Source organism: Thauera sp. (assembly GCF_035444905.1).
In the GTDB taxonomy this organism is placed as follows: domain Bacteria; phylum Pseudomonadota; class Gammaproteobacteria; order Burkholderiales; family Rhodocyclaceae; genus Thauera.
The window spans coordinates 68,105-88,214 of the sequence record NZ_DAOMPS010000005.1; the positions used below are offsets into that span (position 1 = coordinate 68,105).

Below are 20,110 nucleotides of genomic sequence, written 5' to 3' on the forward strand. Positions count from 1 at the left end.
CGATCAGACTCCAAGGGATTCGAGCTTGACGCGCACCACTTCACGCAGGGTGACGGCCTCCTCGCCTTCACCCGCGAGCGCATCGATCGCCGCCTGATAGGCGGCGCGGGCCTCGGCCGCCTTGCCCTGCGCCGCCAGGATGTCGCCGCGCAGATCGTCGAAACGGGCCTTGTAGGCTCGCGAAGGCGCAGCCTGCAGCCGCGCCAGCGCCGCATCGAGCTCGCCCTGCTGGAGCATCACGGCCGCCAGGCGCAGACGCGCGAGATCGCGCAGCGCCGGGTCCTTGCCCTTGTCGGCGGCCCACTCGAGCGGCGCGCGGGCATTGACGAAGTCGCCCGCCTCGAACTGGATCGCCGCTGACAGCAGCGCGCCGAGCTGGGCGCTGACGCTGCCGCCATGCTCGCCGATCAGGCGCCCGGCCGCTTCGCGCGCCTTTTGCGCATCCTGCTGCTCGGCGGCCTGCTGGACGGCGTAATACAGCACGCCGGCCTCGGCCGCGTTGCGGTTCTGGTACCAGTGCCAGCCCTGCCAGCCGACCGCAGCCACGGCTGCAGCCAGCGCGAGGCCGACAACGAGGTTGCCGTACTGCGCCCACCAGGCCTTGAGTTCGGATATCTGTTCCTGCTCTTCGAGATCGTAGACCGCCATCTTCAAGCCTCTTGTTCGGATTGTTCGGAATACAGCAGACCGGCCATCGCCTCAGGCAAGGCCTCGAGACTGACGCGCTGCTGCGCGCCGCCGCCGCGCAGCGGCTTGAGTCCGACCTCGCCGGCCGCGGCCTCGTCCTCGCCGATCACGATCGCCACCGGCGCCTCGCTGGCGTCGGCCTTCTTCATCTGCGACTTGAAGCTGCCGCCGCCACAGTGCATCAGCACCGCGAAGCCGTGCTCGCGCAGCGACTCGGCCGCGCGCATGGCCAGGCGCTGGGCCGCCTCGCCCACGCTCACCACATAGGCGTCGGCCACCGAGCGCTCGGCCTCGCCGCCGCATTCCTCCCACAGCAACAGCAGGCGCTCGATGCCGATCGCAAAACCGGCCGCCGGCTGCGGCTTGCCGCCGAGCTGCTCGAACAGGCCGTCGTAGCGGCCGCCGGCGCAGATCGTGCCCTGCGCGCCCAGCCGCGTGGTGACCCACTCGAACACGGTGCGGTTGTAGTAGTCCAGCCCGCGCACCAGGCGATGGTTGATCCGGTACGGGATGCCGGCATCCTTGAGGAAGAGCTGCACCGCCTCGAAATGCGCCTTCGACTCCGCGCCGAGATAGTCGGCGAGCCTGGGGGCCGCTTCGACAATCGGCTGCAGCTCGGGGTTCTTGGTGTCGAGGATGCGCAGCGGATTGGTGTACAGCCGGCGCTTGCCGTCCTCGTCGAGCTTGTCCTGATGCTGCTCGAGGTAGGCGATCAGCGCCGCACGGTGCTGGGCGCGTTCCTCGGGGGCGCCGAGGGAGTTGATCTCGAGCGCGACGTCTTCCAGCCCGAGGTCTTCCCACAGCCGGGCGCACATCAGGATCAGCTCGGCGTCGGTGTCCGCGCCGGCAAAGCCGAGGGCCTCGACGCCGATCTGGTGGAACTGGCGGTAGCGCCCCTTCTGCGGGCGCTCGTGGCGGAACATCGGCCCGTAGTAGTAGAGCCGCTGCGGCCCGCCGGCGGGGATCAGGTTATGCTGGATCGCGGCACGCACGCAGGACGCCGTGCCTTCCGGGCGCAGCGTCAGGTGTTCGCCATTGAGCGCGTCCTCGAAGGAGTACATCTCCTTCTCGACGATGTCGGTGACCTCGCCGATGGCGCGCTTGAACAGCGGCGTCGGCTCAACCAGCGGCATGCGGATCGGGCGGTAGCCGTAGCTCTGCAGCCAGTCGCGCACGATGTCTTCGAAGTATTCCCAGGTTTCGGCGTCGTCGGGCAGGATGTCGTTCATCCCGCGCACGGCCTGCAGGGTCTGGCTCATGAGTGCTTGGTCTTTGCGTTGTTGCGTCGCTGCGCTGTTGTCTTCATCGGGCGCGGCGCTCAGCCGGCCTTCTTCACGTATCGGGTGGCCACGTAGTTGTCGACGATGGCCTTGAACTCGGCCGCGATGTTGTCGCCGCGCAGGGTCACGACCTTCTCGCCATCGACGAACACCGGCGCCGCCGGGGTCTCGCCGGTGCCGGGCAGCGAGATGCCGATGTTGGCGTGCTTGCTCTCGCCCGGCCCATTGACCACGCAGCCCATCACCGCCAGCGTCATGTTCTCGACGCCGTCGTACTGCTCGCGCCAGACCGGCATCTGCGCCCGCACATAGTCCTGGATGCCGGAGGCGAGCTCCTGGAAGAAGGTGCTGGTGGTGCGACCGCAACCGGGGCAGGCGGTGACCATCGGCGTGAAGGCACGCAGGCCCATGGTCTGCAGGATCTCCTGCGCGACCACCACTTCCTGCGTGCGGCTGCCGCCCGGCTCGGGCGTGAGCGAGATGCGGATGGTGTCGCCGATACCTTCCTGCAGCAGCACGGCGAGCGCGGCCGTCGAGCCGACGATACCCTTGCTGCCCATGCCAGCCTCGGTCAGGCCCAGGTGCAGCGCGTAGTCGCTGCGGCGCGCGAGATCGCGATACACCGCGATCAGGTCCTGCACGCTCGACACCTTCGCCGAGAGGATGATGCGTTCGCGGCCGAGGCCATACTCCTCGGCCTTCGCCGCCGACTCGAGCGCCGACACCACGAGCGCCTCGCGCATCACCGCGCCGGCATCGCGCGGCTCGGCGCGGCGGGCGTTCTCGTCCATGATGCGCGCCAGCACGGACGGGTCGAGGCTGCCCCAGTTGACGCCGATGCGCACCGGCTTGTCATAGCGGCAGGCGAGCTCGACGATGGCGGCGAACTGCGGATCGCGCCTGGCCCCGGCGCCGACGTTGCCCGGGTTGATGCGGAACTTGGCGAGCGCCTCGGCGCAGGCCGGGAAGTCGGTCAGCAGCTTGTGGCCGTTGTAGTGGAAGTCGCCCACCAGGGGTACATCGAGGTTGAGGGCGAGCAGGCGGTCGCGGATCTTTGGCACCGCTGCGGCCGCGGCCTCGTTGTTCACCGTGATGCGCACGATCTCGGAGCCGGCGCGGGCGAGTTCGGCGACCTGCATCGCGGTGCCGAGCACGTCGGCGGTGTCGGTGTTGGTCATCGACTGCACCACCACCGGCGCGTCGCCACCGACCCTGACCTTGCCCACATGCACCTGGCGCGTGCGGTGGCGCGACAGCGGGCAGGCTTCGATGGGGCTTTGATTCTTTTCCTGATTCATGGCGTTACGTACTTTCAGCGCAGGGTCAGGCGGGCGACCGAGCCGCGGATGTGCGCGGCGAGATCGACCGGCTGGCCGTTGAATTCGAGCGTGACGCTGGCGGCATTGCCGACCACCAGCGCAAAAGGCGGCGTGCCCTGGACCGTTCGCGAACTACCGGCGCGATTGGTCCCGGAGTGCAGGATGCTGCCGGCGCCATCGCGCACCTCGACCCAGGAGTCGGCGGCAAAGCGAAAGCTCAGCTGGTTGCCCGCCAGCGGGGCTGGCTGCTCGGTCGAGGGCGCTGCGGCTGGCGCCGGCGCGGCCTCGGCCGCGGCGACTGCGCCCCCCTCGTCCGCCGTGGCAGCTGCCGTTGGCGCGGGCGTGCCCGCTGTCGCTTCGGCTGCCGCAGCGGGCGCCTCTGGCCCGGCCGCAGCCGCGGCGGCGGCGGACTCAGTGGCCACGCCGGCGTCGCCCGCCGGTGCCGCAGGCTGGCCGATGGGCGCAGGCACGACGGGTGCGGACAAGGGCGACGGTGGCTCAATCGGCTGCATCGGCGCGGGCGCAAAACTCGGCGCCAGCTCGACGTTCTGGCTGCTGGCCGACGATCCGGGCTCGGTCTGGAACCAGTCGAAGTACCAGCCCGCCGCCACCAGCACCAGCAGCACGACGACCACCAGGCCGGACGGGAAGCTGCCACGGCGCGGACTGCCGCCACTGGGCAGGTCGCCGTCGGCGTTGCGGATGGGCGACAGATCGGGCGACCCGACTCCGGCCATGCGCTGCACCCCATCGAGCAGGGGTGTGGCGTCCAGGCCCAGGTAGCGCGCGTAGTTGCGCATGAAGCCGCGCACGAAGGCCATGCCCGGCAGCGCGGCGAAGTCGTCGCGCTCGAGGGCCTCGATCTGGCGCGGGCTCAGCTTGAGGGCGAAGGCGACTTCATGCACCGACTGGCCCCGCGCTTCACGCTCGCGGCGCAGCCGGCTGCCCGGCGAGGAGGAAATGTCGGCCGACGCGGGCGGCGCGAGGTTTTCGGACTGCATGCTGCTCACTCGTACTTCCCTTGAATCATCAGTTGATACTCGTCGGACTCGGCAAAGCGGGAGCTCAGCTGCGAGGCATAGCTCGCCTCGGCATCACGATTGCCCAGGCGGCGCTCGGTGCGCAGGCCCAGCCAGGCAGAGGCCGGGCTCGGGCCCAGTTGCTGATGCAGGCGGATCAGATGGGTCCGCGCCTGCTCGAAGCGGCCACCGCGATAGGCGATGTCGGCAAGCTGGTACAGCGCCTGCGCATTCTGCGGATCAGCCTGCACCGCGCGCAGGAACTGCGCCTCGGCGGCCGCGTCGTCATTGATCCGCAGGTAGCACAGCCCGGCATTGGTCAGGGGCCGCGTCGGGTAACGGTAATACGGGTTGCGCGCCGCCACTGCGAGGCGCTCCAGACCTTCGGCCTCCCTGCCCTGCGAGCACAGGAACCAGCCGTAGCTGTTGTTGAAGTCGGGATCGCCCGGAGCGAAATGCAGCGCACGTTCGAAATTCTCGCGCGCGGCGGCGTTCTCTTCGATCAGCATGTAGGCCAGCCCGAGCAGGTGGTAGGCCGGTGCATAGTTGGGGCTGTCGTTGAGCGCGATCCGCGCCTCGTCGAGCGCGACATCGTAACGGCCCACCTCGAAATAGGCCATTCCGAGGTCGACATGCACGCGCGCGCGGGCATCGGCCGGTGTTGCCGGGGTGATGTCGGACATCGGCCGAGTGATGCTGCTCGCCACGCTGGCGCTCCCGCCCGGAGTGGTCGCGCACCCTGCCAGCAGGGCTGCCGCCAGGGTCGTCACCAGTAAGACCGAACCACGCTTCATCCTCACTCCTCCGTGACCTGTTTCAGGCGAACCGTACGCCGGGTCTTGTCCTGCACCTGGCCCGCGAGCTGGCCGCAGGCCGCATCGACGTCGTCACCGCGCGTCTTGCGCGTCGTGGTGACGATGCCGGCGTCAATGAGGATACCGGCAAAACGGCGGATGCGTTCCGCCGGCGAGCGCAGGAAGCCCGAATTCGGGAAGGGGTTGAAGGGGATCAGGTTGAACTTGCACGGGGTGTCGCGCACCAGCGCGACCAACTCGCGCGCGTGCGCGTCGCTGTCGTTCACCCCGTCGAGCATGACGTACTCGAAGGTGACGAAGTCGCGCGGCGCACGCTCGAGGTAGCGCTGGCAGGCGGCCATCAGCTCGCGCAGCGGGTACTTCTGGTTGATCGGCACCAGGCGGTCGCGCAACGCGTCGTTGGAGGCATGCAGCGACACCGCCAGCGCCACCGGGCATTCCTCGCGCAGGCGGTCCATAGCCGGCACGATGCCCGAGGTCGACACCGTGACGCGGCGGCGCGACAGGCCGTAGGCGTGGTCGTCGAGCATCAGGCGCAGCGCGGTGACGACGTTGTCGAAGTTGGCCAGCGGCTCGCCCATGCCCATCATCACCACGTTGCTGATGATGCGGCCGTTGTCCTTCTCGCCGGCTTCCAGATCGGTGGCTTGCTCATTTGGCTCGACTCGTGCTGCGCCGAGCAGTTTGTTGGCCAGCCACAGTTGGCCGATGATCTCGGCCGCACTCAGGTTGCGGTTGAAGCCCTGCTTGCCGGTGGAGCAGAAGGCGCAGTCGAGCGCGCAGCCGGCCTGCGAGGACACGCACAGCGTGCCGCGGTGCGTTTCAGGGATGAACACGGTCTCGACCGCATTGGCGTTGCCCACGTCGAGCAGCCACTTGCGCGTGCCGTCGGCCGAGATCGAGTCGCGCACCGGCACCGGCGCACGGACCACGGCGATGTCCTTGAGCCTGGCACGCAAGGACTTGGCGACGTCGGTCATGGCATCGAAGTCGTCGCAGCCCTCGCGGTGCATCCAGCGCATCACCTGGCGGGCGCGGAAGGGCTTCTCGCCCAGCCCGGCGAACCAGGCGACGAGACCGTCGACATCGAAATCGAGCAGATTGACCGGATTGGAAGTGCTCATGCCTGAAACTTCACTCATTCAAGGCCGGGGCGGCAGGCGGCCCAGCCGTAATGCAAACGGCCCGATCGCGCCGCGCGCGGTGCGGAAGGCACCGCGACGCATGCGCGACGGGCCGTTGGAACGGACCGCTCAGCGCGAGTAAACGTTCATGCCGGGGAAGAAGAAGGCCACTTCCACGGCAGCGGTCTCGGGGGCGTCGGAGCCGTGCACCGCGTTGGCGTCGATCGACTCGGCGAAGTCGGCGCGGATGGTGCCCTTGTCGGCCTTCTTGGGGTCGGTGGCGCCCATCAGCTCGCGGTTCTTGGCGATGGCGTTCTCGCCTTCCAGGCACTGGATCATCACCGGGCCGGAGGTCATGAAGGACACCAGGTCCTTGAAGAAGGGACGCTCCTTGTGCACGGCGTAGAACTCGCCGGCCTCACGCTCGGACAGGTGAGCCATCTTGGCGGCGATGATCTTCAGGCCTGCGCCTTCGAAGCGGGCGTAGATCTGGCCGATCACGTTCTTGGCGACGGCGTCGGGCTTGATGATGGACAGGGTGCGTTCGATTGCCATGGAAAACTCCGGGACTGCGCTCGAAAGAAGCGCGAGGTTAGGAAAAAAGCGCGAAATTTTAACAGGTTTCGCGTCGCACCGATGCGTACGACGCGCGCGCGAATGTAAGCCGGCGCAAGCGGACAGGCCAAAAAAACAATCCCCGCCGGGCGTCGCCGCCTGACGGGGATTGCATCGCAAGGCTGCGGCCGCGCGCCATGCGCGGCCGGGCTGCGGCGCTTACATCATGCCCAGCGCCTTGGGCAGGAAGGTGGAGATGCTCGGGACATAGGTGATCAGCATCAGGAAGGCCAGCATCGTGTACAGCCAGGGCAGCACCGACTTGCTCATCTCGGTCAGGCCCGCCTTGGTCACGCCACTGGCCACGAACAGGTTCAGGCCGAGCGGTGGCGTGATCATGCCGATCTCCATGTTCACCACGATCATCACGCCGAAGTGGATCGGATCGATACCCAGCGCCACCGCCACCGGGAACAGGATCGGCGCCAGGATCAGGATGATCGAGGACGGCTCCATCAACATGCCGGCCACCAGCAGCAGCAGGTTGACCACGATCAGGAAGCCGATCGGGCCCATGCCGCTGGCCACGATCGCATCGGCCATGCGCTGCGGGATCTGCTCGCTGGTGAGGATGAAGGAGAACAGCACCGCACTGGCGATGATGAACAGCAGCATCGCGCTCATGTTGGCCGAATCCAGCAGCACGCGCGGGATCTGCTTGAAGGTCAGGTCCTTATACACGAACACTGCGATGAAGAAGGCATAGACCGCGCTCATCGCCGCCGCTTCGGTCGGGGTGAACATGCCCGAGTAGATGCCGCCCATCACCACCACGATCAGCATCAGGCCCCAGAAGGCCTTGCGGAAGGACTTGAGGCGCGCACCCCAGTCGGCCCGCTTCATCGTCGGGTAGTTGTTCTTGCGCGCCACGTACCAGGTGGTCACGCCGAGCATGAAGGCGAGCATGATGCCCGGGATGACGCCGGCCATGAACAGCGCGCCGACCGAGGTGTTGGTGGTCACCGCGTACATCACCATCACGATCGAGGGCGGGATCAGGATGCCCAGGCCGCCGGCCGAGGCCACCACGCCGGCGCCGAAGCGCACCGGATAGCCCTGCTTGATCATCGCCGGGATCAGGATCGAGCCGATCGCCACCACGGTCGCCGGGCTGGAGCCCGACACCGCCGCAAACAGGGCGCAGGCCAGCACCGCCGACATGCCCAGGCCGCCGCGCAGGTGGCCGACCATGGAGGTGGCGAAGTTGATCATGCGCCGCGCCACCCCGCCGTGGGTCAGGAAGTTGCCGGCGAGGATGAAGAACGGGATCGCCATGATCTCGAACTTCTCGATGCCGGTGAACATCTTGAGCGCCACCGACTCGAGCGGCACATCGGTGAAGATGAACATGAAGCTCAGCACCGTGAGGCCGAGCGCCACCCCTACCGGCATGCCGATCGCCATCAGGACGACGAGCAGGCCGAAGATTGCAATCGAATTTGTCATGATCTCGTCCTCCTCACTTGCCCTGGCCCGGACGCTTCGCATCCGGCTGGCCACCGCGGGCGTGTTCGATGTCCTCGGCGATCGAGATCGCCTCGCCTTCGAGCAGCACGTTCTCGTCGTCCTCCTCGTCCAGGCCTTCGACATGGCCGTGGTCGTGGGTCGGCAACTCGCCGCTGCGCGCGAAGCTCACCATCACCTGCAGGAAGCGGTAGCACATCAGGAAGGAGCCGAGCGGCACGGCCGAATAGACGATCCAGGTCGGCCACTCGAGGTCGGGCGTGGTCGGCCCCTCGAAGTAGTCGCCGGTATCGCGCCCGAACAGCGACAGGGTCTCGTAGGCCATGCCGTTCTCCCACACGAAGAAGGCGCCGAACAGGCCGATGAGCGCGGTGAAGATCACGCCACAGACCAGGCCGATGTGGATCAGCACCGCGCGCGGCGTGCCCGACAGCTTGTTGACCAGGATGTCGACGCCGACGTGGATGCCGGTGCGCACGCCGTAGGCGGCGCCGAACTTGGCCATCCACACGAACAGGATGATGCAGAATTCCTGCGCCCAGCCCACGTTCATGTCGAGCAGCCAGTCCTGCACCACGGGAATCTCATAGCCCGAGGCGTAGCGATGCACCACCGAGATGAAGATCACGATCGTCGCCACGGCCATCAGGGCGCTGATGATGATCTCCTCGAGGCGGTCGAGAAGCTTGTTCATGATTGTTCTCCCCCGAAAAAACGCCCGTCGCTCACGAGGAGCCAGACGGGCGCTGCTGGGTGTGAAGGAAGGTGATTACAGCTTGGCCGGGTCGAAACCGGTTTCCTGATAGATCGACTGGATCAGCTCCTTGCCGATGCGCGACTCCATCTTCTTGTGCACCGGCACGAAGGCCTTCTTGAAGGCGGCCTTCTCTTCCGCACTCGGCTCGTAGATCTCGGTCTTGCCGGCAGCGCGCACGCCCTCGAGCGCCTTGTCGTTCTCTTCCTTGGCGATCTGGTTGGCATACACGGTGGACTCGGCCATGGCCTTGTCGAGCTGGGTGCGGATCTCGGCCGGCAGGCCATCCCAGAACTTCTTGTTGGTGATCACCGCGTAGCCCAGGTAACCGTGGTCGGTCAGCGTCATGTGCTTCTGCACTTCATGCATCTTCTGCGTGAAGAGGTTGGAGTGCGGGTTCTCGGTGCCATCGACCACGCCGGTCTGCAGCGCCTGATAGACCTCGGAGAAGGCCATCACCTGCGGCAGCGACTTGACCTCGCGCATCTGCTCTTCCAGCACCTTCGACGACTGGATGCGCATCTTCTTGCCGCGCAGGTCCTCGGGCTTCTTGATCGGGGTGTTGGCCGAGAAGGACTTGAAACCGTTGTCCCAGAAAGCCAGACCCTTGATGCCCTTGGGCTCGAGCTTGGCGAGCAGCTGCTGGCCGACCGGCCCCTGGGTGATCTTGTTCAAGGCGTCATAGCCATCGAAGATGTAGGGCAGGTCGAAGACCTCGAACTCGCGCACGCCGAGCGGGCCGAACTTCGCGAGCGACGGGGCGAGCAGCTGGACGGCGCCGAGCTGGAGCGCTTCCATCTCTTCCTTGTCCTTGTACAGGGTGCTGTTGGCATAGACCTCGACCTTGACCGCACCATTGGTGTATTGCTCGGCAAGCTCCTTGAACTTCTCGGCGGCCTTGCCCTTGGGCGTGTCCTGGGCGACGACGTGGCTGAACTTGATCACGATCGGGTCCGCAGCGACCGCCGTGGCGGACAGACCGACGGCAACCAGACCAAGCAGAAGTGAACGAATCTTCATGAAAGGCATCTCCTCCAGATACAGCGCTGATGAATTTTCTCGGGCCGCAAGCGCCTGGCCTGCGACCACTGCACCGCGATAAGTTCTGCTGTGCTGGGCATCAGTATCCTTTGCGCTCCGGGGGCCTGCTATTGTGGAAGTCCGCAGCCGTGATAACCGCAAGTTCCCCGTCCGCCGGATGGCACCCCCTGAACCGATGAGCTCGTCCGCCCCCAGCGCGCCGCCTGCCACGGCCGCCACCCCCGTCAGCCCGCGCCGGCGCTGGGTGCAGCACCTGCCCTATCTGAGCCTGGCGCTGTTCATGGCAGCGATCGCCGCGCTGGTGTGGCTGACGCGCGCCTACGATGCCGACGAACAGCGCACCACGCTGCTCAACGACGTGCTGTGGATGGAGCAGAACCTGCGCTTCCATCTCGATCGCAACGAGATCCACCTGCAACAGATCGGTCCCGATCTGTTCGCCGAGCGCAGCCTGCAGGCGCCGACCGAAGCCCGGCTTGCCAGCCTGCTCAACCAGGAGCGTGGCCTGGTGCAGATCCTGTGGCTGACGCCCGAGGGGCGCGCGGCCGGCGCCATGCCGCCCACGCCGCCGCCGCGCCCGGCGGACGAAAGCGCCGAGGGCTTCCCGAGCGAGAGCAGCTTCCGCCTCGCGCGCGGCATCGGCCGGCCGGTCTATGGCCCGGCCTACGCCGCGAGGGGCAACATCCATCACTTCGAAGTGCATGTGCCGGTGTGGTCGGACGAAGACCTGCTGGGCGTGGTGGTGGGGGTGTATTCCCTGCCCGACCTGGTCGTACGCGAGCTGCCGTGGTGGTTCTCGGAGCGTTATCGCGTCGCCGTGCTCGACGCCGACGGCAACGAGATCGCCGCCAAGTCCAAGGTCGCCCCGCTGTCCGCGCAGCTCGCCTACAGCATGCCCTTCGACCCACCCGGTCACGGCCTGACCTTGCAGATCACCGCCTACAAGTCGGAGACGCGCTGGATCCCGCTGCTGCTGGGCGGCTCGCTGGTGCTGCTGGCCGGCATCATCATCTGGAGCGTGACCCAGCTGCGCCGCGAGCTCGCACGCCGCCAGCAGGCCGAGACCGCGCTGCGCGCCGAATCCGCCTTCCGCAAGGCGATGGAAGACTCGCTCCTCACCGGCATGCGTGCCCGCGACCTCGAGGGCCGGCTCACCTATGTGAACTCCGCTTTTTGTCGCATGACCGGCTTCGATGCCAGCGAACTCGTCGGCCTAAAGCCACCGATGCCCTACTGGGACCCCGAGCGCCTCGAGGAGACCCTAGAGCTGCATCGCGAGATCATGGCCGGCGAGAGCTCGCCGCAGGGCACCGAGGTGAGGCTGCGGCGCAAGAACGGCGAGGTGCTCGACGCACTGGTGTTCGAGGCACCGCTGATCGACGCCAGCGGCCACCATGCCGGCTGGATGGGCTCGGTGCTCGACATCACCGAGCAGAAGCGTGCGCGCGAACAGACTCGCCAGCAGGAGGAGCGCCTGCAGCAGAGCTCGCGCCTGATCACCATGGGCGAGATGGCCTCCACCCTGGCCCACGAGCTGAACCAGCCGCTGGCTGCGATCGCCAGCTACAACAGCGGCTGCATCAACCGCCTGCACGGCGCCCAGCTCGACCGGGACGAGCTGCTCGACATCCATGAGCGTATCGGCCGCCAGGCGCGGCGCGCGGGCGAGATCATCCGCCGGGTGCACGACTTCGTGCGTCGTTCCGAGCCGCGGCGCGAACTGCTCGAGCTCAACGCCGTCATCCGCGACGCCGTCGGCCTGATCGAGGCCGATGCGCGCAAACGCGGCGTCCAGCTCATCAGCACGCTGGCCCCGGCGCTGCCGCCGGTTGCCGCCGATGCGGTGATGATCGAGCAGATCGTCATCAACCTCGTGCGCAACGCCATGGATGCGATGCGCGACACCCCGGCCGCGCTGCGCCAGGTCCTCATCGCCACTGCCCATGAAGGGCGCTTCGTGAGCATCTCGGTCGCCGACCGCGGCGCCGGCATCGACGCCGAAACCGCAGCCCGCCTGTTCGAGCCCTTCTTCACCACCAAGAGCAGCGGCATGGGCATGGGGCTCAATATCTGCCGCTCGATCGCCGAACTGCACCATGGCCGCCTGACTTTCGAGGCGCGCCCCGGCGGCGGTACCATCTTCATCCTGTCGCTTCCCGTGGAACCACACGCCGCATGACCACCGCCTGCACGCACATCATCGACGACGACGAGGCCATTCGCGACGCCCTGCAATGGCTGTTCAAGACACGCGGCGTCAGCTGCCAGACCTGGTCCGGTGGCGAGCCGTTCCTCGATGCCTGGCGCCCGGAATGGCGCGGCTGCATCGTGCTCGACATCCGCATGAACGGCATGAGCGGGCTGGAATGCTTCGACACCCTGCTCGCGCGCGGCTGCGAACTGCCGGTGATCTTCATCACCGGCCACGGCGACGTGCCGATGGCGGTCGCCGCGCTCAAGAAAGGCGCCTTTCATTTCATCGAGAAACCCTTCAACGATCACGACCTGGTCGATCTGGTCGAGAAGGCGCTGGCGCTCGACGCCGACCGCCAGCGCGCCGCCGCCAGCCGCGAGACCATCGAGGCCCGGCTGGCGACGCTGACCACACGCGAACGCGAGGTCATGGAGCTGATCCTGGAGGGCAAGTACAACAAGGTGATCGCCGACAATCTGTCGATCTCGATGCGCACCGTCGAGGCGCACCGCTCGCGCATCTTCGAGAAGATGGAAGTGCGCTCGGCGGTCGAGCTGGCCCAGCTCCTGACCACACTGCGCGGCTGAGTAGCGCCGGCGTGCTCAGGCCGGCGGCGCCCGGCCCTCGCCCTGGCGCACCGGCTGCCAACGCGGCAGCACGCCGGGCTCGTCGGCGGCACAGGCCCAGCCCGCCGCGATGCCGATGCCGGCGACCCAGACCGGCGCGTCATCGGCCCACAGCACCGGCAGGCGATCGCGCATCCAGACGGGGATCCCGGCCTCCTGGCACAGCTTGCGCAAATCGCGGCGCGGGCGATTGGGCCCCAGTTGCAGTTTCAGCCCCGCGCGACGTGGCGCCAGGCGCAGCGCCTGCGCCGCCTCGAGCCGGGCCAGGCCCAGACCGATGCCGCTGCCGCGCTCGAAATGCACCGCCCCATCGCCCCACGGCAGCACCGCCTCGCCACGCCAGGCGCAGGCCAGCGCCGGCCTCGCTGCCTCGGCCTCGAGCCAGACTTGGTCGCGATAGGCGCAGCACACCCAGTGGCCAAGCGCGACGCGCAGCGGTCGATCGGCCGCCGTGCTGCCCAGCTGGCGCAGGACCTCATCGACCCGCGCCCGCGACGGCGCCTGCCCACCCAGCTCGCGCAGCTGCCAGCGCAGCAGGTTCGCCTGTCGCGCCGGGCTCAGCGCCAGCAGGTGCGGGCGCCGCCACGGCATGCCACCGCAGGCACGGGCATCGAGGGCGGCAAGCTCGGCGAGCAAGGTGTCGGCCTCGGCAAAGTTGGCGCTTGCACGCGCCAGGGCGGGCACCGCGGCAGGAAACAGGGATTCGACCACCGGCAGCACGCGGTGGCGCAAGGCATTGCGGGTGAAACGCAGTTCGGCGTTGCTTTCGTCCTCGACCCAGCACAGGCCGTTGCGCTGTGCCCAGTCCACAATCTGCGCGCGACGCAGCGCCAGCAGCGGGCGCAGGCGGCCGCGACGCCTGCCCTGAGCCGCGACGAGGGACGCCATCGCCGCCGCACCGCGCACCCCCGCACCGCGGAACAACCGCAACAGCAAAGTCTCGGCCTGGTCGTCCTGGTGGTGGCCGAAGGCAAGCCAGTCGCAGGCCACACCGTCGAGCGCCGCATGGCGCGCCGTCCGCGCCGCCGCCTCGAGGCCCTCGCCCTGCCCGCGCTCGACCGTGACACGAAGGACCTGCAGGTCCACGCCGGCGATGGCGCAACGCACGGCGCAGGCCTGCGCCCAGGCGTCGGCATGGAGGCTGAGGCCGTGATGGACATGCGCCGCCGACAGCTGGAAACCGAGGACCGGCTGCAGACGGCGCAAGACCTCGAACAGGACCACCGAGTCGACCCCGCCCGAAAGCGCGCAGCACAGGTGCTGGCCGGCGCCAAGGCCGGCACGGGTGAGCACCTCGGCGGCGGCGTCGAGCACCGGGTCGCCCATTACCGCCGGGTCGGCGCTGGCGTGCATGTAGAGACTGCCCTGCGTCGCCGTGAGCGGGTCAGCCCGGCGCTCTCAGGGCCAGCGCGGCACTCAGGCCGCCTTTTCCTTGAAACGGCCGTAGCTCATCAGCTTCTCGTAGCGCTGCGCCACGAGTTCCGACGGCGTCAGCGCCTCGAGCTCGCGCAGGGCGTCGCCGAGTGCGCGCTTGAGGGTGGCCGCCATCGCGCGCGGATCGCGGTGCGCGCCGCCGATCGGCTCGTTCACCACCTTGTCGACCAGGCTCAGCGCCTTCAGCCGCGCGGCGGTGATGCCCATGGTCTCGGCCGCATCGGGCGCCTTGTCCGCGCTCTTCCACAGGATGGAGGCGCAGCCCTCGGGCGAGATCACCGAGTAGGTGGAGTACTGCAGCATCAGCACCTGGTCGGCCACCGCGATCGCCAGCGCACCGCCCGAGCCACCCTCGCCGATGATGGTGCTGACGATGGGCACCTTGAGCTCGGCCATCAGGTAGATACTGTGGCCGATCGCCTCCGACTGGCCGCGCTCTTCCGCCCCGATGCCGGGATAGGCGCCCGGCGTATCGACGAAGGTGAACACCGGCAGGCCGAACTTTTCGGCGAGCTTCATCAGGCGCATCGCCTTGCGGTAGCCCTCGGGTCGCGGCATGCCGAAGTTGCGCGCGATCTTCTCCTTGGTGTCGCGGCCCTTCTGGTGGCCGATGACCACGCAGGACTGGCCGTTGAAGCGCGCCAGCCCGCCGACGATCGCCTTGTCGTCGGCGTAGCTGCGGTCGCCGTGCAGTTCCTGGAAGTCGGTGAAGATCAGCTCGGCGTAGTCCAGCGTGTAGGGGCGCTGCGGGTGACGGGCGACCTGCGAGATCTGCCACGGCGTGAGCTTGGCGTAGAGTTCCTTGGTCAGCGACTGGCTCTTGCCCTCGAGCCGGCTGATTTCGTCGGAGATGTCCACGGCCGGATCGTCCTGCACGAAGCGCAGTTGGTCGATCTTTGCCTCGAGTTCCGCAATCGCTGTTTCGAAATCCAGAAAGGTGGTGTTCATCCAGCCGTTCCCAGTCAAAAAATGACCGCCATTGTAACGCCAGCCGGGCTGGGGCGTGTGCCGTCGTCGCTGCACCGCCGCATGCGGCCCGGTCAACGCATCGGGGCGGCCCCATGGTGGCGGCCGCCCCGATGCCCTGTCGCCCGCACCCGAAGGCGCAGCCGGTTCAGTCGTTGTTGGCGAAGCCCAGCAGGTGCAGCAGGCTGGTGAAGAGGTTGAAGATCGACACGAACAGCGTCACCGTGGCCATGATGTAGTTGGTCTCGCCGCCATGGATGATGTTGCTGGTCTCATACAGGATGAGGCCGGACATCAGCAGCACGAAGGCCGCGGAGACGGTCAGCGACAGGGCCGGGATCGAGAAGAAGATCGCCCCCAGGCCGGCCAGGAAGGCCACCAGGATGCCGACCATAAGGAAGCCGCCCATGAAGGAGAAATCCTTCTTGGTCGTCACCGCGTAGGCCGACAAACCGAGGAAGATCGCCGCCGTGCCCGCCATCGCCTGCATCACGATGCTGCTGCCATTGGGCAGCGCCAGGTAGGCCGAGATGATCGGACCGAGGGTGAAGCCCATGAAGCCGGTCAGCGCGAACACGAACACGATGCCAAGGCTGCTGTTGCGGAACTTGCTCGTCAGGAAAAGCAGACCGAAATAGCCGATCAGGGTAAGGATCAGACCGGGATGCGGCAAGCCCATCGCCATCGACAGGCCGGCGGTGAGCGCCGAGAAAGCCAGCGTCAGCGACAGCAGCATGTAGGTGTTGCGGATGACCTTGTTGGTCGACAGGACTGACGCTTCCGAGCGCGTCATCGTCATGCGGTTTTCCATTGCGAGCGTTCCTCCAGAGGGAAGTTAAGGATTTGTTTTATGAAGCCGGGAGATCAGGCAGGCATGGCGCCAAGCGTGCTTGCCGCCCGCTGCGGGCGCTGATTGCGCCGCACACGCTGCGCCAGCACCCTCGCCACACGGTCCGCCGCCTCATCAACCGCAGCCCGGACCTCGATCTGGGTGATGGCGAAGACCACGTCCGGCAGGTTGCGCAGCCGCAGTTGTACCACGCATCGCTTGTCCGTGCCGCCACGCGGTCCATTCACATCGGCCACCTTCACCCGCGCCCACTGGATGTGGTCGCGAAAGCGTCCGATGGCAAAGCGCATCCGCCGCGTCACGTAGTCACGCAGCCCGGGTGCAGCCTCGACATTGTCGCAGTGCAGATCGATACGCATATGCAGTCTCCTTCGTTCTTGTCGCGCAATTGCCGTCGGGCACCACGCCTCGACGGATACTAACGCTCAGACTCTTCGATAAAATCCCGGTTCAACAGAATCTTTATCAGATTTTTTCGAAGTATCTTCAGCCTGCGCCCCTAGGAGCCATCCGATGCTCAACTACAAGCAGCTCCATCACTTCTGGACGGCAGCCCGTGCCGGTGGGATCGTGCGCGGCGCAGAACGTTCCGGACTCGCACCACAAACCCTGTCCGGGCAGATCGCCGCGCTCGAGACCGAGCTCGGCGTCAGCCTGTTCAAGCGCCAGGGCCGGAATCTGGCGCTGACCGAGAGCGGACGCATGGTGCTCGACTACGCCGAGGAGATCTTTCGTCTCGGCAGCGAGCTCGAGGACGCCCTGCGCAGCCGGGCTGCGGGGCGGGCCGTGCCCTTCCGCGTCGGCATCGCCGACGTGGTCCCCAAGGCGATCGCCTGGCTCCTGCTGGCGCCCTCGATGGATCTGCCCGAGCCGATGCGTATCGTCTGCCGCGAGGGCAAGTTCGACGCCCTGCTGGGCGAACTGGCGATCCACAAGCTCGACGTCGTGCTCGCCGACAGCCCGCTGCCGGGCAATATGGACGTGCGCGGCTACAGCCACGCGCTGGGCGAATCGACGATCGGCCTGTACGCGACGCCCGCGCTCGCGGCCTCGCTGCAGGGCGACTTTCCGGCCTGCCTGGACGGCGCCCCACTGCTGTTGCCGGGCGCGGAGGCGAGCGTGCGCGCGCCCCTGCTGCGCTGGGTGGAGGCCGCGCGGATGAGGCCGCGCATCGTCGGCGAATTCGATGACAGCGCGCTGATGCGCGCCTTTGCCGAGGCCGGCGCGGGCATCTTTCCGAGCGCATCGCTGGTGGGAGAACAATTGTGCCGGCAGGCCGGCATGGTGCATCTCGGTGACGCCGACGGCGTCACCGAGACCTATTACGCCATCTCGGTCGAGCGCAGGCTGACGCACCCGGCGGTGCGCGCCATCAGCGAGGCCGCGATGGCGAGTCGCCAATTGGGCGAGCGGAACCCGAGCTGATTTGATTTTCGACCGCAGGCGATCCAGAATCGCGGGCCGTGAGGAAAGGTGCCGCTTCGCGCAGACAGCGATGCTTTGCCGCCTTCGGCATCAGGGCGCGTGCAGATGGTGCCGGGAGGGGGACTCGAACCCCCACACCTTGCGGCGGCGGATTTTGAGTCCGCTGCGTCTACCGATTCCGCCATCCCGGCATGGGACGCGCATTATGTCCGAACAATCCCGGCGCGGGCAAGCAAGGCGGCATGCGCCACCGCGCGGCGCGGCGCGGACGATGTTCGCGTGCCATTCACCACTCCTGTCCTGATCTCCATGTCACTGACCCTGAACGACTTCGACTACCTGCTGCCGGCCGAACTCATTGCCCAGACGCCGCTGCCCGAGCGCAGCGCCAGCCGGCTGCTCGTCGTCACCCCCGCCGCGGGCGCCGCCCCCGTGCTGGCCGACGCCTGCTTCACCGACCTGCCCGACCTCATCCGTGCGGGCGACCTCCTCGTCTTCAACGACACCCGGGTGATCCACGCCCGCCTGCACGGCGTCAAGGACAGCGGCGGCCAGATCGAGGTGCTGATCGAGCGCGCCATCGGCCCGCACGAGGCGCTGGCCCAGATTCGCGCCAGCAAGTCACCCCGGACCGGGACCCGGCTTCGCCTGGCCGACGCCTTCGACGTCGAGGTGCTGGGCCGGGTCGGCGAGTTCTTCCACCTGCGCTTCCCGCAGGGCGAAGACCTGTTCGTCCTGCTCGAGCGCCACGGCAAACTGCCGCTGCCGCCCTACATCCAGCGCGCCGCAGGCGACGCGGACGAGACCCGCTACCAGACGGTGTATGCGCGCGAACCCGGCTCGGTCGCCGCCCCCACCGCGGGGCTGCACTTCGATGAGGCGCTGCTCGAGCGCGTCGAGGCACGCGGCGCGCGCTGTGCGTGGCTGACCCTGCACGTGGGCGCCGGCACCTTCCAGCCGGTGCGCGTCGACGACCTCGGCGAACACCGCATGCACCGCGAGCGCTACGTGATCCCGCAGGAGACCGTCGACGCCATCGCCGCCACCCGCGCCGCCGGGGGGCGCGTGATCGCGGTCGGCACCACCAGCATGCGCGCGCTCGAGGCCGCGGCACAGGAAGGGCCGCTCGAAGCCGGCAGCGGCGAGACCGAGATCTTCATCCTCCCCGGCTTCCGCTTCCAGGTGGTGGATGCGCTGATCACCAATTTCCACCTGCCCAAATCCACCCTGATGATGCTGGTGTCGGCGTTTGCCGGCATGAACAGCATCCGCCGCGCCTATGCCCACGCCGTCGAGGCGCGCTACCGCTTCTTCAGCTATGGCGACGCGATGTTCATCACCCGCCGCAACGAATCCGAGAACGACAAGCACGACGATGCAGTTTGAACTCCTAACCAGCGATGGCGGCGCCCGCCGCGGCCGCCTGACCCTCGCCCACGGCGTGGTCGAGACGCCCGTCTTCATGCCGGTCGGCACCTATGGCACGGTCAAGGCGATGACGCCGGCGATGCTCGCCGACATCGGCGCGCAGATCTGCCTGGGCAACACCTTCCACCTGTGGCTGCGCCCGGGCCTGGACATCATCCGTGCGCACGGCGGCCTGCACCGCTTCATGGCCTGGGACAAGCCCATCCTCACCGACTCGGGTGGCTTCCAGGTCTTCAGCCTGGGCGCGCTGCGCAAGATCAGCGAGGAAGGAGTCAAGTTCGCCAGCCCGATCGACGGCGCGCGGCTGTTCCTGACGCCCGAGATCTCGATGCAGATCCAGAGCGTACTGAACTCGGACATCGTGATGATCTTCGACGAGTGCACGCCCTACCCCGCCACCCGCGACGAGGCCGCCAAGTCGATGCGCCTGTCGCAGCGCTGGGCCAGGCGCTCGCGCGACGAGTTCGACCGTCTGGGCAACACCAACGCGCTGTTCGGCATCGTGCAGGGCGGGATGTACGAGGACCTCCGTGACGAGTCGCAGGGCGTGCTGGAAGAGATCGGCTTCCACGGCTTCGCCATCGGCGGCCTGTCGGTGGGTGAACCCAAGGAAGACATGGCGCGCATCCTCGCCCATACCGCGCCGCGCCTACCGCCGGGCAAGCCGCGCTACCTGATGGGCGTGGGCACGCCCGAGGACATCGTCGACGGCGTCGCCGCCGGCATCGACATGTTCGATTGCGTGATGCCCACCCGCAACGCGCGCAACGGCTGGCTATTCAGCCGCTACGGCGACATCAAGATCAAGAACGCGGTGCACAAGAGCGACACCCGGCCGCTCGATCCTTCCTGCGACTGCTACACCTGCCGCAACTTCAGCCGCGCCTACCTGCATCACCTGCACCGCACCGGCGAGATCCTCGGCAGCATGCTCAATACCGTGCACAACCTGCGCTACTACCAGACCCTGACCGCCGAGTTGCGCGACGCCATCGCCGCAGGCCAGCTCGAGGCCTACGTCCAGCGCTTCCGCAGCGAGCGCGCCACCGGCACGCAATGACTGGATGAA

Annotated in this window: 19 protein-coding genes and 1 tRNA gene; 5 read left to right on the forward strand and 15 right to left on the reverse strand. The window is 67.6% G+C overall.

The window, feature by feature from the left end:
- Positions 1–3 precede the first annotated feature (3 nt).
- From PLC66_RS03750 to PLC66_RS03795, 10 genes are all read right to left on the reverse strand, one after another.
- The gene (locus tag PLC66_RS03750) at positions 4–648 is read right to left on the reverse strand and encodes a tetratricopeptide repeat protein (RefSeq protein WP_324537910.1); all 645 of its coding nucleotides are present in this window, start codon (positions 646–648) and stop codon (positions 4–6) included.
- 2 nt (positions 649–650) lie between these two features.
- A complete protein-coding gene (gene hisS / locus PLC66_RS03755) occupies positions 651–1,946 on the reverse strand; it encodes a histidine--tRNA ligase (protein ID WP_324537911.1) in 1,296 nt (431 codons plus the stop codon).
- A 59-nt stretch (positions 1,947–2,005) separates the two neighbouring features.
- The gene (gene ispG, locus PLC66_RS03760) at positions 2,006–3,265 is read right to left on the reverse strand and encodes a flavodoxin-dependent (E)-4-hydroxy-3-methylbut-2-enyl-diphosphate synthase (RefSeq protein ID WP_324537912.1); all 1,260 of its coding nucleotides are present in this window, start codon (positions 3,263–3,265) and stop codon (positions 2,006–2,008) included.
- A gap of 14 nt (positions 3,266–3,279) precedes the next feature.
- Positions 3,280–4,287: a helix-turn-helix domain-containing protein gene (locus PLC66_RS03765; RefSeq protein WP_324537913.1), complete on the reverse strand. Its 1,008-nt coding sequence runs from the start codon at positions 4,285–4,287 to the stop codon at positions 3,280–3,282.
- Between the two features lie 5 nt (positions 4,288–4,292).
- Positions 4,293–5,099, reverse strand: coding sequence for a type IV pilus biogenesis/stability protein PilW (gene pilW, locus PLC66_RS03770; protein WP_324537914.1), 807 nt, complete (start codon positions 5,097–5,099; stop codon positions 4,293–4,295).
- 2 nt (positions 5,100–5,101) lie between these two features.
- Positions 5,102–6,244: a dual-specificity RNA methyltransferase RlmN gene (gene rlmN / locus PLC66_RS03775; RefSeq protein WP_324537915.1), complete on the reverse strand. Its 1,143-nt coding sequence runs from the start codon at positions 6,242–6,244 to the stop codon at positions 5,102–5,104.
- Between the two features lie 129 nt (positions 6,245–6,373).
- The gene (ndk, locus tag PLC66_RS03780) at positions 6,374–6,799 is read right to left on the reverse strand and encodes a nucleoside-diphosphate kinase (protein ID WP_004292046.1); all 426 of its coding nucleotides are present in this window, start codon (positions 6,797–6,799) and stop codon (positions 6,374–6,376) included.
- Between the two features lie 219 nt (positions 6,800–7,018).
- Positions 7,019–8,305 carry a TRAP transporter large permease gene (locus tag PLC66_RS03785; RefSeq protein ID WP_324537916.1) on the reverse strand — a complete coding sequence of 429 codons (1,287 nt, stop codon included), beginning with the start codon at positions 8,303–8,305 and terminating at the stop codon, positions 7,019–7,021.
- Between the two features lie 13 nt (positions 8,306–8,318).
- Entirely contained in the window at positions 8,319–9,017 is a 699-nt protein-coding gene (locus PLC66_RS03790) for a TRAP transporter small permease (protein WP_324537917.1), read from the reverse strand.
- A gap of 75 nt (positions 9,018–9,092) precedes the next feature.
- Positions 9,093–10,097 (reverse strand): TRAP transporter substrate-binding protein, encoded by a 1,005-nt coding sequence (locus PLC66_RS03795; RefSeq protein WP_324537918.1) that lies wholly within the window; start codon positions 10,095–10,097, stop codon positions 9,093–9,095.
- A 196-nt stretch (positions 10,098–10,293) separates the two neighbouring features.
- Between PLC66_RS03795 and PLC66_RS03800 the strand changes: the two genes are divergently transcribed.
- On the forward strand, positions 10,294–12,297 hold the full coding sequence (locus tag PLC66_RS03800) for a sensor histidine kinase (RefSeq protein ID WP_324537919.1): 2,004 nt from the start codon (positions 10,294–10,296) through the stop codon (positions 12,295–12,297).
- The gene (locus PLC66_RS03805; RefSeq protein WP_324537920.1) at positions 12,294–12,899 is read left to right on the forward strand and encodes a response regulator transcription factor; all 606 of its coding nucleotides are present in this window, start codon (positions 12,294–12,296) and stop codon (positions 12,897–12,899) included. Before PLC66_RS03800 ends, PLC66_RS03805 begins: the two co-directional genes overlap by 4 nt.
- A gap of 15 nt (positions 12,900–12,914) precedes the next feature.
- Here PLC66_RS03805 and tilS read toward each other — a convergent pair whose 3' ends face one another.
- From tilS to PLC66_RS03825, 4 genes are all read right to left on the reverse strand, one after another.
- Positions 12,915–14,291, reverse strand: a complete 1,377-nt coding sequence (gene tilS / locus PLC66_RS03810; protein ID WP_324537921.1) for a tRNA lysidine(34) synthetase TilS — start codon at positions 14,289–14,291, stop codon at positions 12,915–12,917.
- A 63-nt stretch (positions 14,292–14,354) separates the two neighbouring features.
- Positions 14,355–15,320 (reverse strand): acetyl-CoA carboxylase carboxyltransferase subunit alpha, encoded by a 966-nt coding sequence (locus PLC66_RS03815; protein WP_324537922.1) that lies wholly within the window; start codon positions 15,318–15,320, stop codon positions 14,355–14,357.
- A gap of 166 nt (positions 15,321–15,486) precedes the next feature.
- Positions 15,487–16,149: a Bax inhibitor-1/YccA family protein gene (locus PLC66_RS03820; protein ID WP_324537923.1), complete on the reverse strand. Its 663-nt coding sequence runs from the start codon at positions 16,147–16,149 to the stop codon at positions 15,487–15,489.
- 53 nt (positions 16,150–16,202) lie between these two features.
- Positions 16,203–16,547 (reverse strand): HPF/RaiA family ribosome-associated protein, encoded by a 345-nt coding sequence (locus PLC66_RS03825; protein ID WP_324537924.1) that lies wholly within the window; start codon positions 16,545–16,547, stop codon positions 16,203–16,205.
- 154 nt (positions 16,548–16,701) lie between these two features.
- Between PLC66_RS03825 and nhaR the strand changes: the two genes are divergently transcribed.
- Positions 16,702–17,613, forward strand: coding sequence for a transcriptional activator NhaR (gene nhaR / locus PLC66_RS03830; protein ID WP_324537925.1), 912 nt, complete (start codon positions 16,702–16,704; stop codon positions 17,611–17,613).
- A gap of 106 nt (positions 17,614–17,719) precedes the next feature.
- Here the strand turns inward: nhaR and PLC66_RS03835 are convergent.
- Positions 17,720–17,804 (reverse strand) — tRNA-Leu (locus PLC66_RS03835).
- A 118-nt stretch (positions 17,805–17,922) separates the two neighbouring features.
- Here PLC66_RS03835 and queA point away from each other — a divergent pair.
- A complete protein-coding gene (gene queA, locus PLC66_RS03840) occupies positions 17,923–18,999 on the forward strand; it encodes a tRNA preQ1(34) S-adenosylmethionine ribosyltransferase-isomerase QueA (RefSeq protein ID WP_324537926.1) in 1,077 nt (358 codons plus the stop codon).
- Complete coding sequence (gene tgt / locus PLC66_RS03845) at positions 18,989–20,101, forward strand: tRNA guanosine(34) transglycosylase Tgt (RefSeq protein ID WP_324537927.1); 1,113 nt, start codon at positions 18,989–18,991, stop codon at positions 20,099–20,101. Before queA ends, tgt begins: the two co-directional genes overlap by 11 nt.
- Positions 20,102–20,110 lie beyond the last annotated feature (9 nt).

Bases quoted from the DNA above. Each gene is read 5' to 3' on its own strand.
- rlmN (WP_324537915.1), bottom strand. From the start codon at position 6,244: ATGAGCACTTCCAATCCGGTCAATCTGCTCGATTTCGATGTCGACGGT.
- PLC66_RS03805 (WP_324537920.1), top strand. From the start codon at position 12,294: ATGACCACCGCCTGCACGCACATCATCGACGACGACGAGGCCATTCGC.
- PLC66_RS03790 (WP_324537917.1), bottom strand. From the start codon at position 9,017: ATGAACAAGCTTCTCGACCGCCTCGAGGAGATCATCATCAGCGCCCTG.
- hisS (WP_324537911.1), bottom strand. From the start codon at position 1,946: ATGAGCCAGACCCTGCAGGCCGTGCGCGGGATGAACGACATCCTGCCC.
- PLC66_RS03785 (WP_324537916.1), bottom strand. From the start codon at position 8,305: ATGACAAATTCGATTGCAATCTTCGGCCTGCTCGTCGTCCTGATGGCG.
- nhaR (WP_324537925.1), top strand. From the start codon at position 16,702: ATGCTCAACTACAAGCAGCTCCATCACTTCTGGACGGCAGCCCGTGCC.
- PLC66_RS03815 (WP_324537922.1), bottom strand. From the start codon at position 15,320: ATGAACACCACCTTTCTGGATTTCGAAACAGCGATTGCGGAACTCGAG.
- PLC66_RS03825 (WP_324537924.1), bottom strand. From the start codon at position 16,547: ATGCGTATCGATCTGCACTGCGACAATGTCGAGGCTGCACCCGGGCTG.
- tgt (WP_324537927.1), top strand. From the start codon at position 18,989: ATGCAGTTTGAACTCCTAACCAGCGATGGCGGCGCCCGCCGCGGCCGC.
- queA (WP_324537926.1), top strand. From the start codon at position 17,923: ATGTCACTGACCCTGAACGACTTCGACTACCTGCTGCCGGCCGAACTC.
- ndk (WP_004292046.1), bottom strand. From the start codon at position 6,799: ATGGCAATCGAACGCACCCTGTCCATCATCAAGCCCGACGCCGTCGCC.
- PLC66_RS03795 (WP_324537918.1), bottom strand. From the start codon at position 10,097: ATGAAGATTCGTTCACTTCTGCTTGGTCTGGTTGCCGTCGGTCTGTCC.
- PLC66_RS03800 (WP_324537919.1), top strand. From the start codon at position 10,294: ATGAGCTCGTCCGCCCCCAGCGCGCCGCCTGCCACGGCCGCCACCCCC.
- PLC66_RS03750 (WP_324537910.1), bottom strand. From the start codon at position 648: ATGGCGGTCTACGATCTCGAAGAGCAGGAACAGATATCCGAACTCAAG.
- PLC66_RS03820 (WP_324537923.1), bottom strand. From the start codon at position 16,149: ATGGAAAACCGCATGACGATGACGCGCTCGGAAGCGTCAGTCCTGTCG.
- ispG (WP_324537912.1), bottom strand. From the start codon at position 3,265: ATGAATCAGGAAAAGAATCAAAGCCCCATCGAAGCCTGCCCGCTGTCG.
- tilS (WP_324537921.1), bottom strand. From the start codon at position 14,291: ATGCACGCCAGCGCCGACCCGGCGGTAATGGGCGACCCGGTGCTCGAC.
- pilW (WP_324537914.1), bottom strand. From the start codon at position 5,099: ATGAAGCGTGGTTCGGTCTTACTGGTGACGACCCTGGCGGCAGCCCTG.
- PLC66_RS03765 (WP_324537913.1), bottom strand. From the start codon at position 4,287: ATGCAGTCCGAAAACCTCGCGCCGCCCGCGTCGGCCGACATTTCCTCC.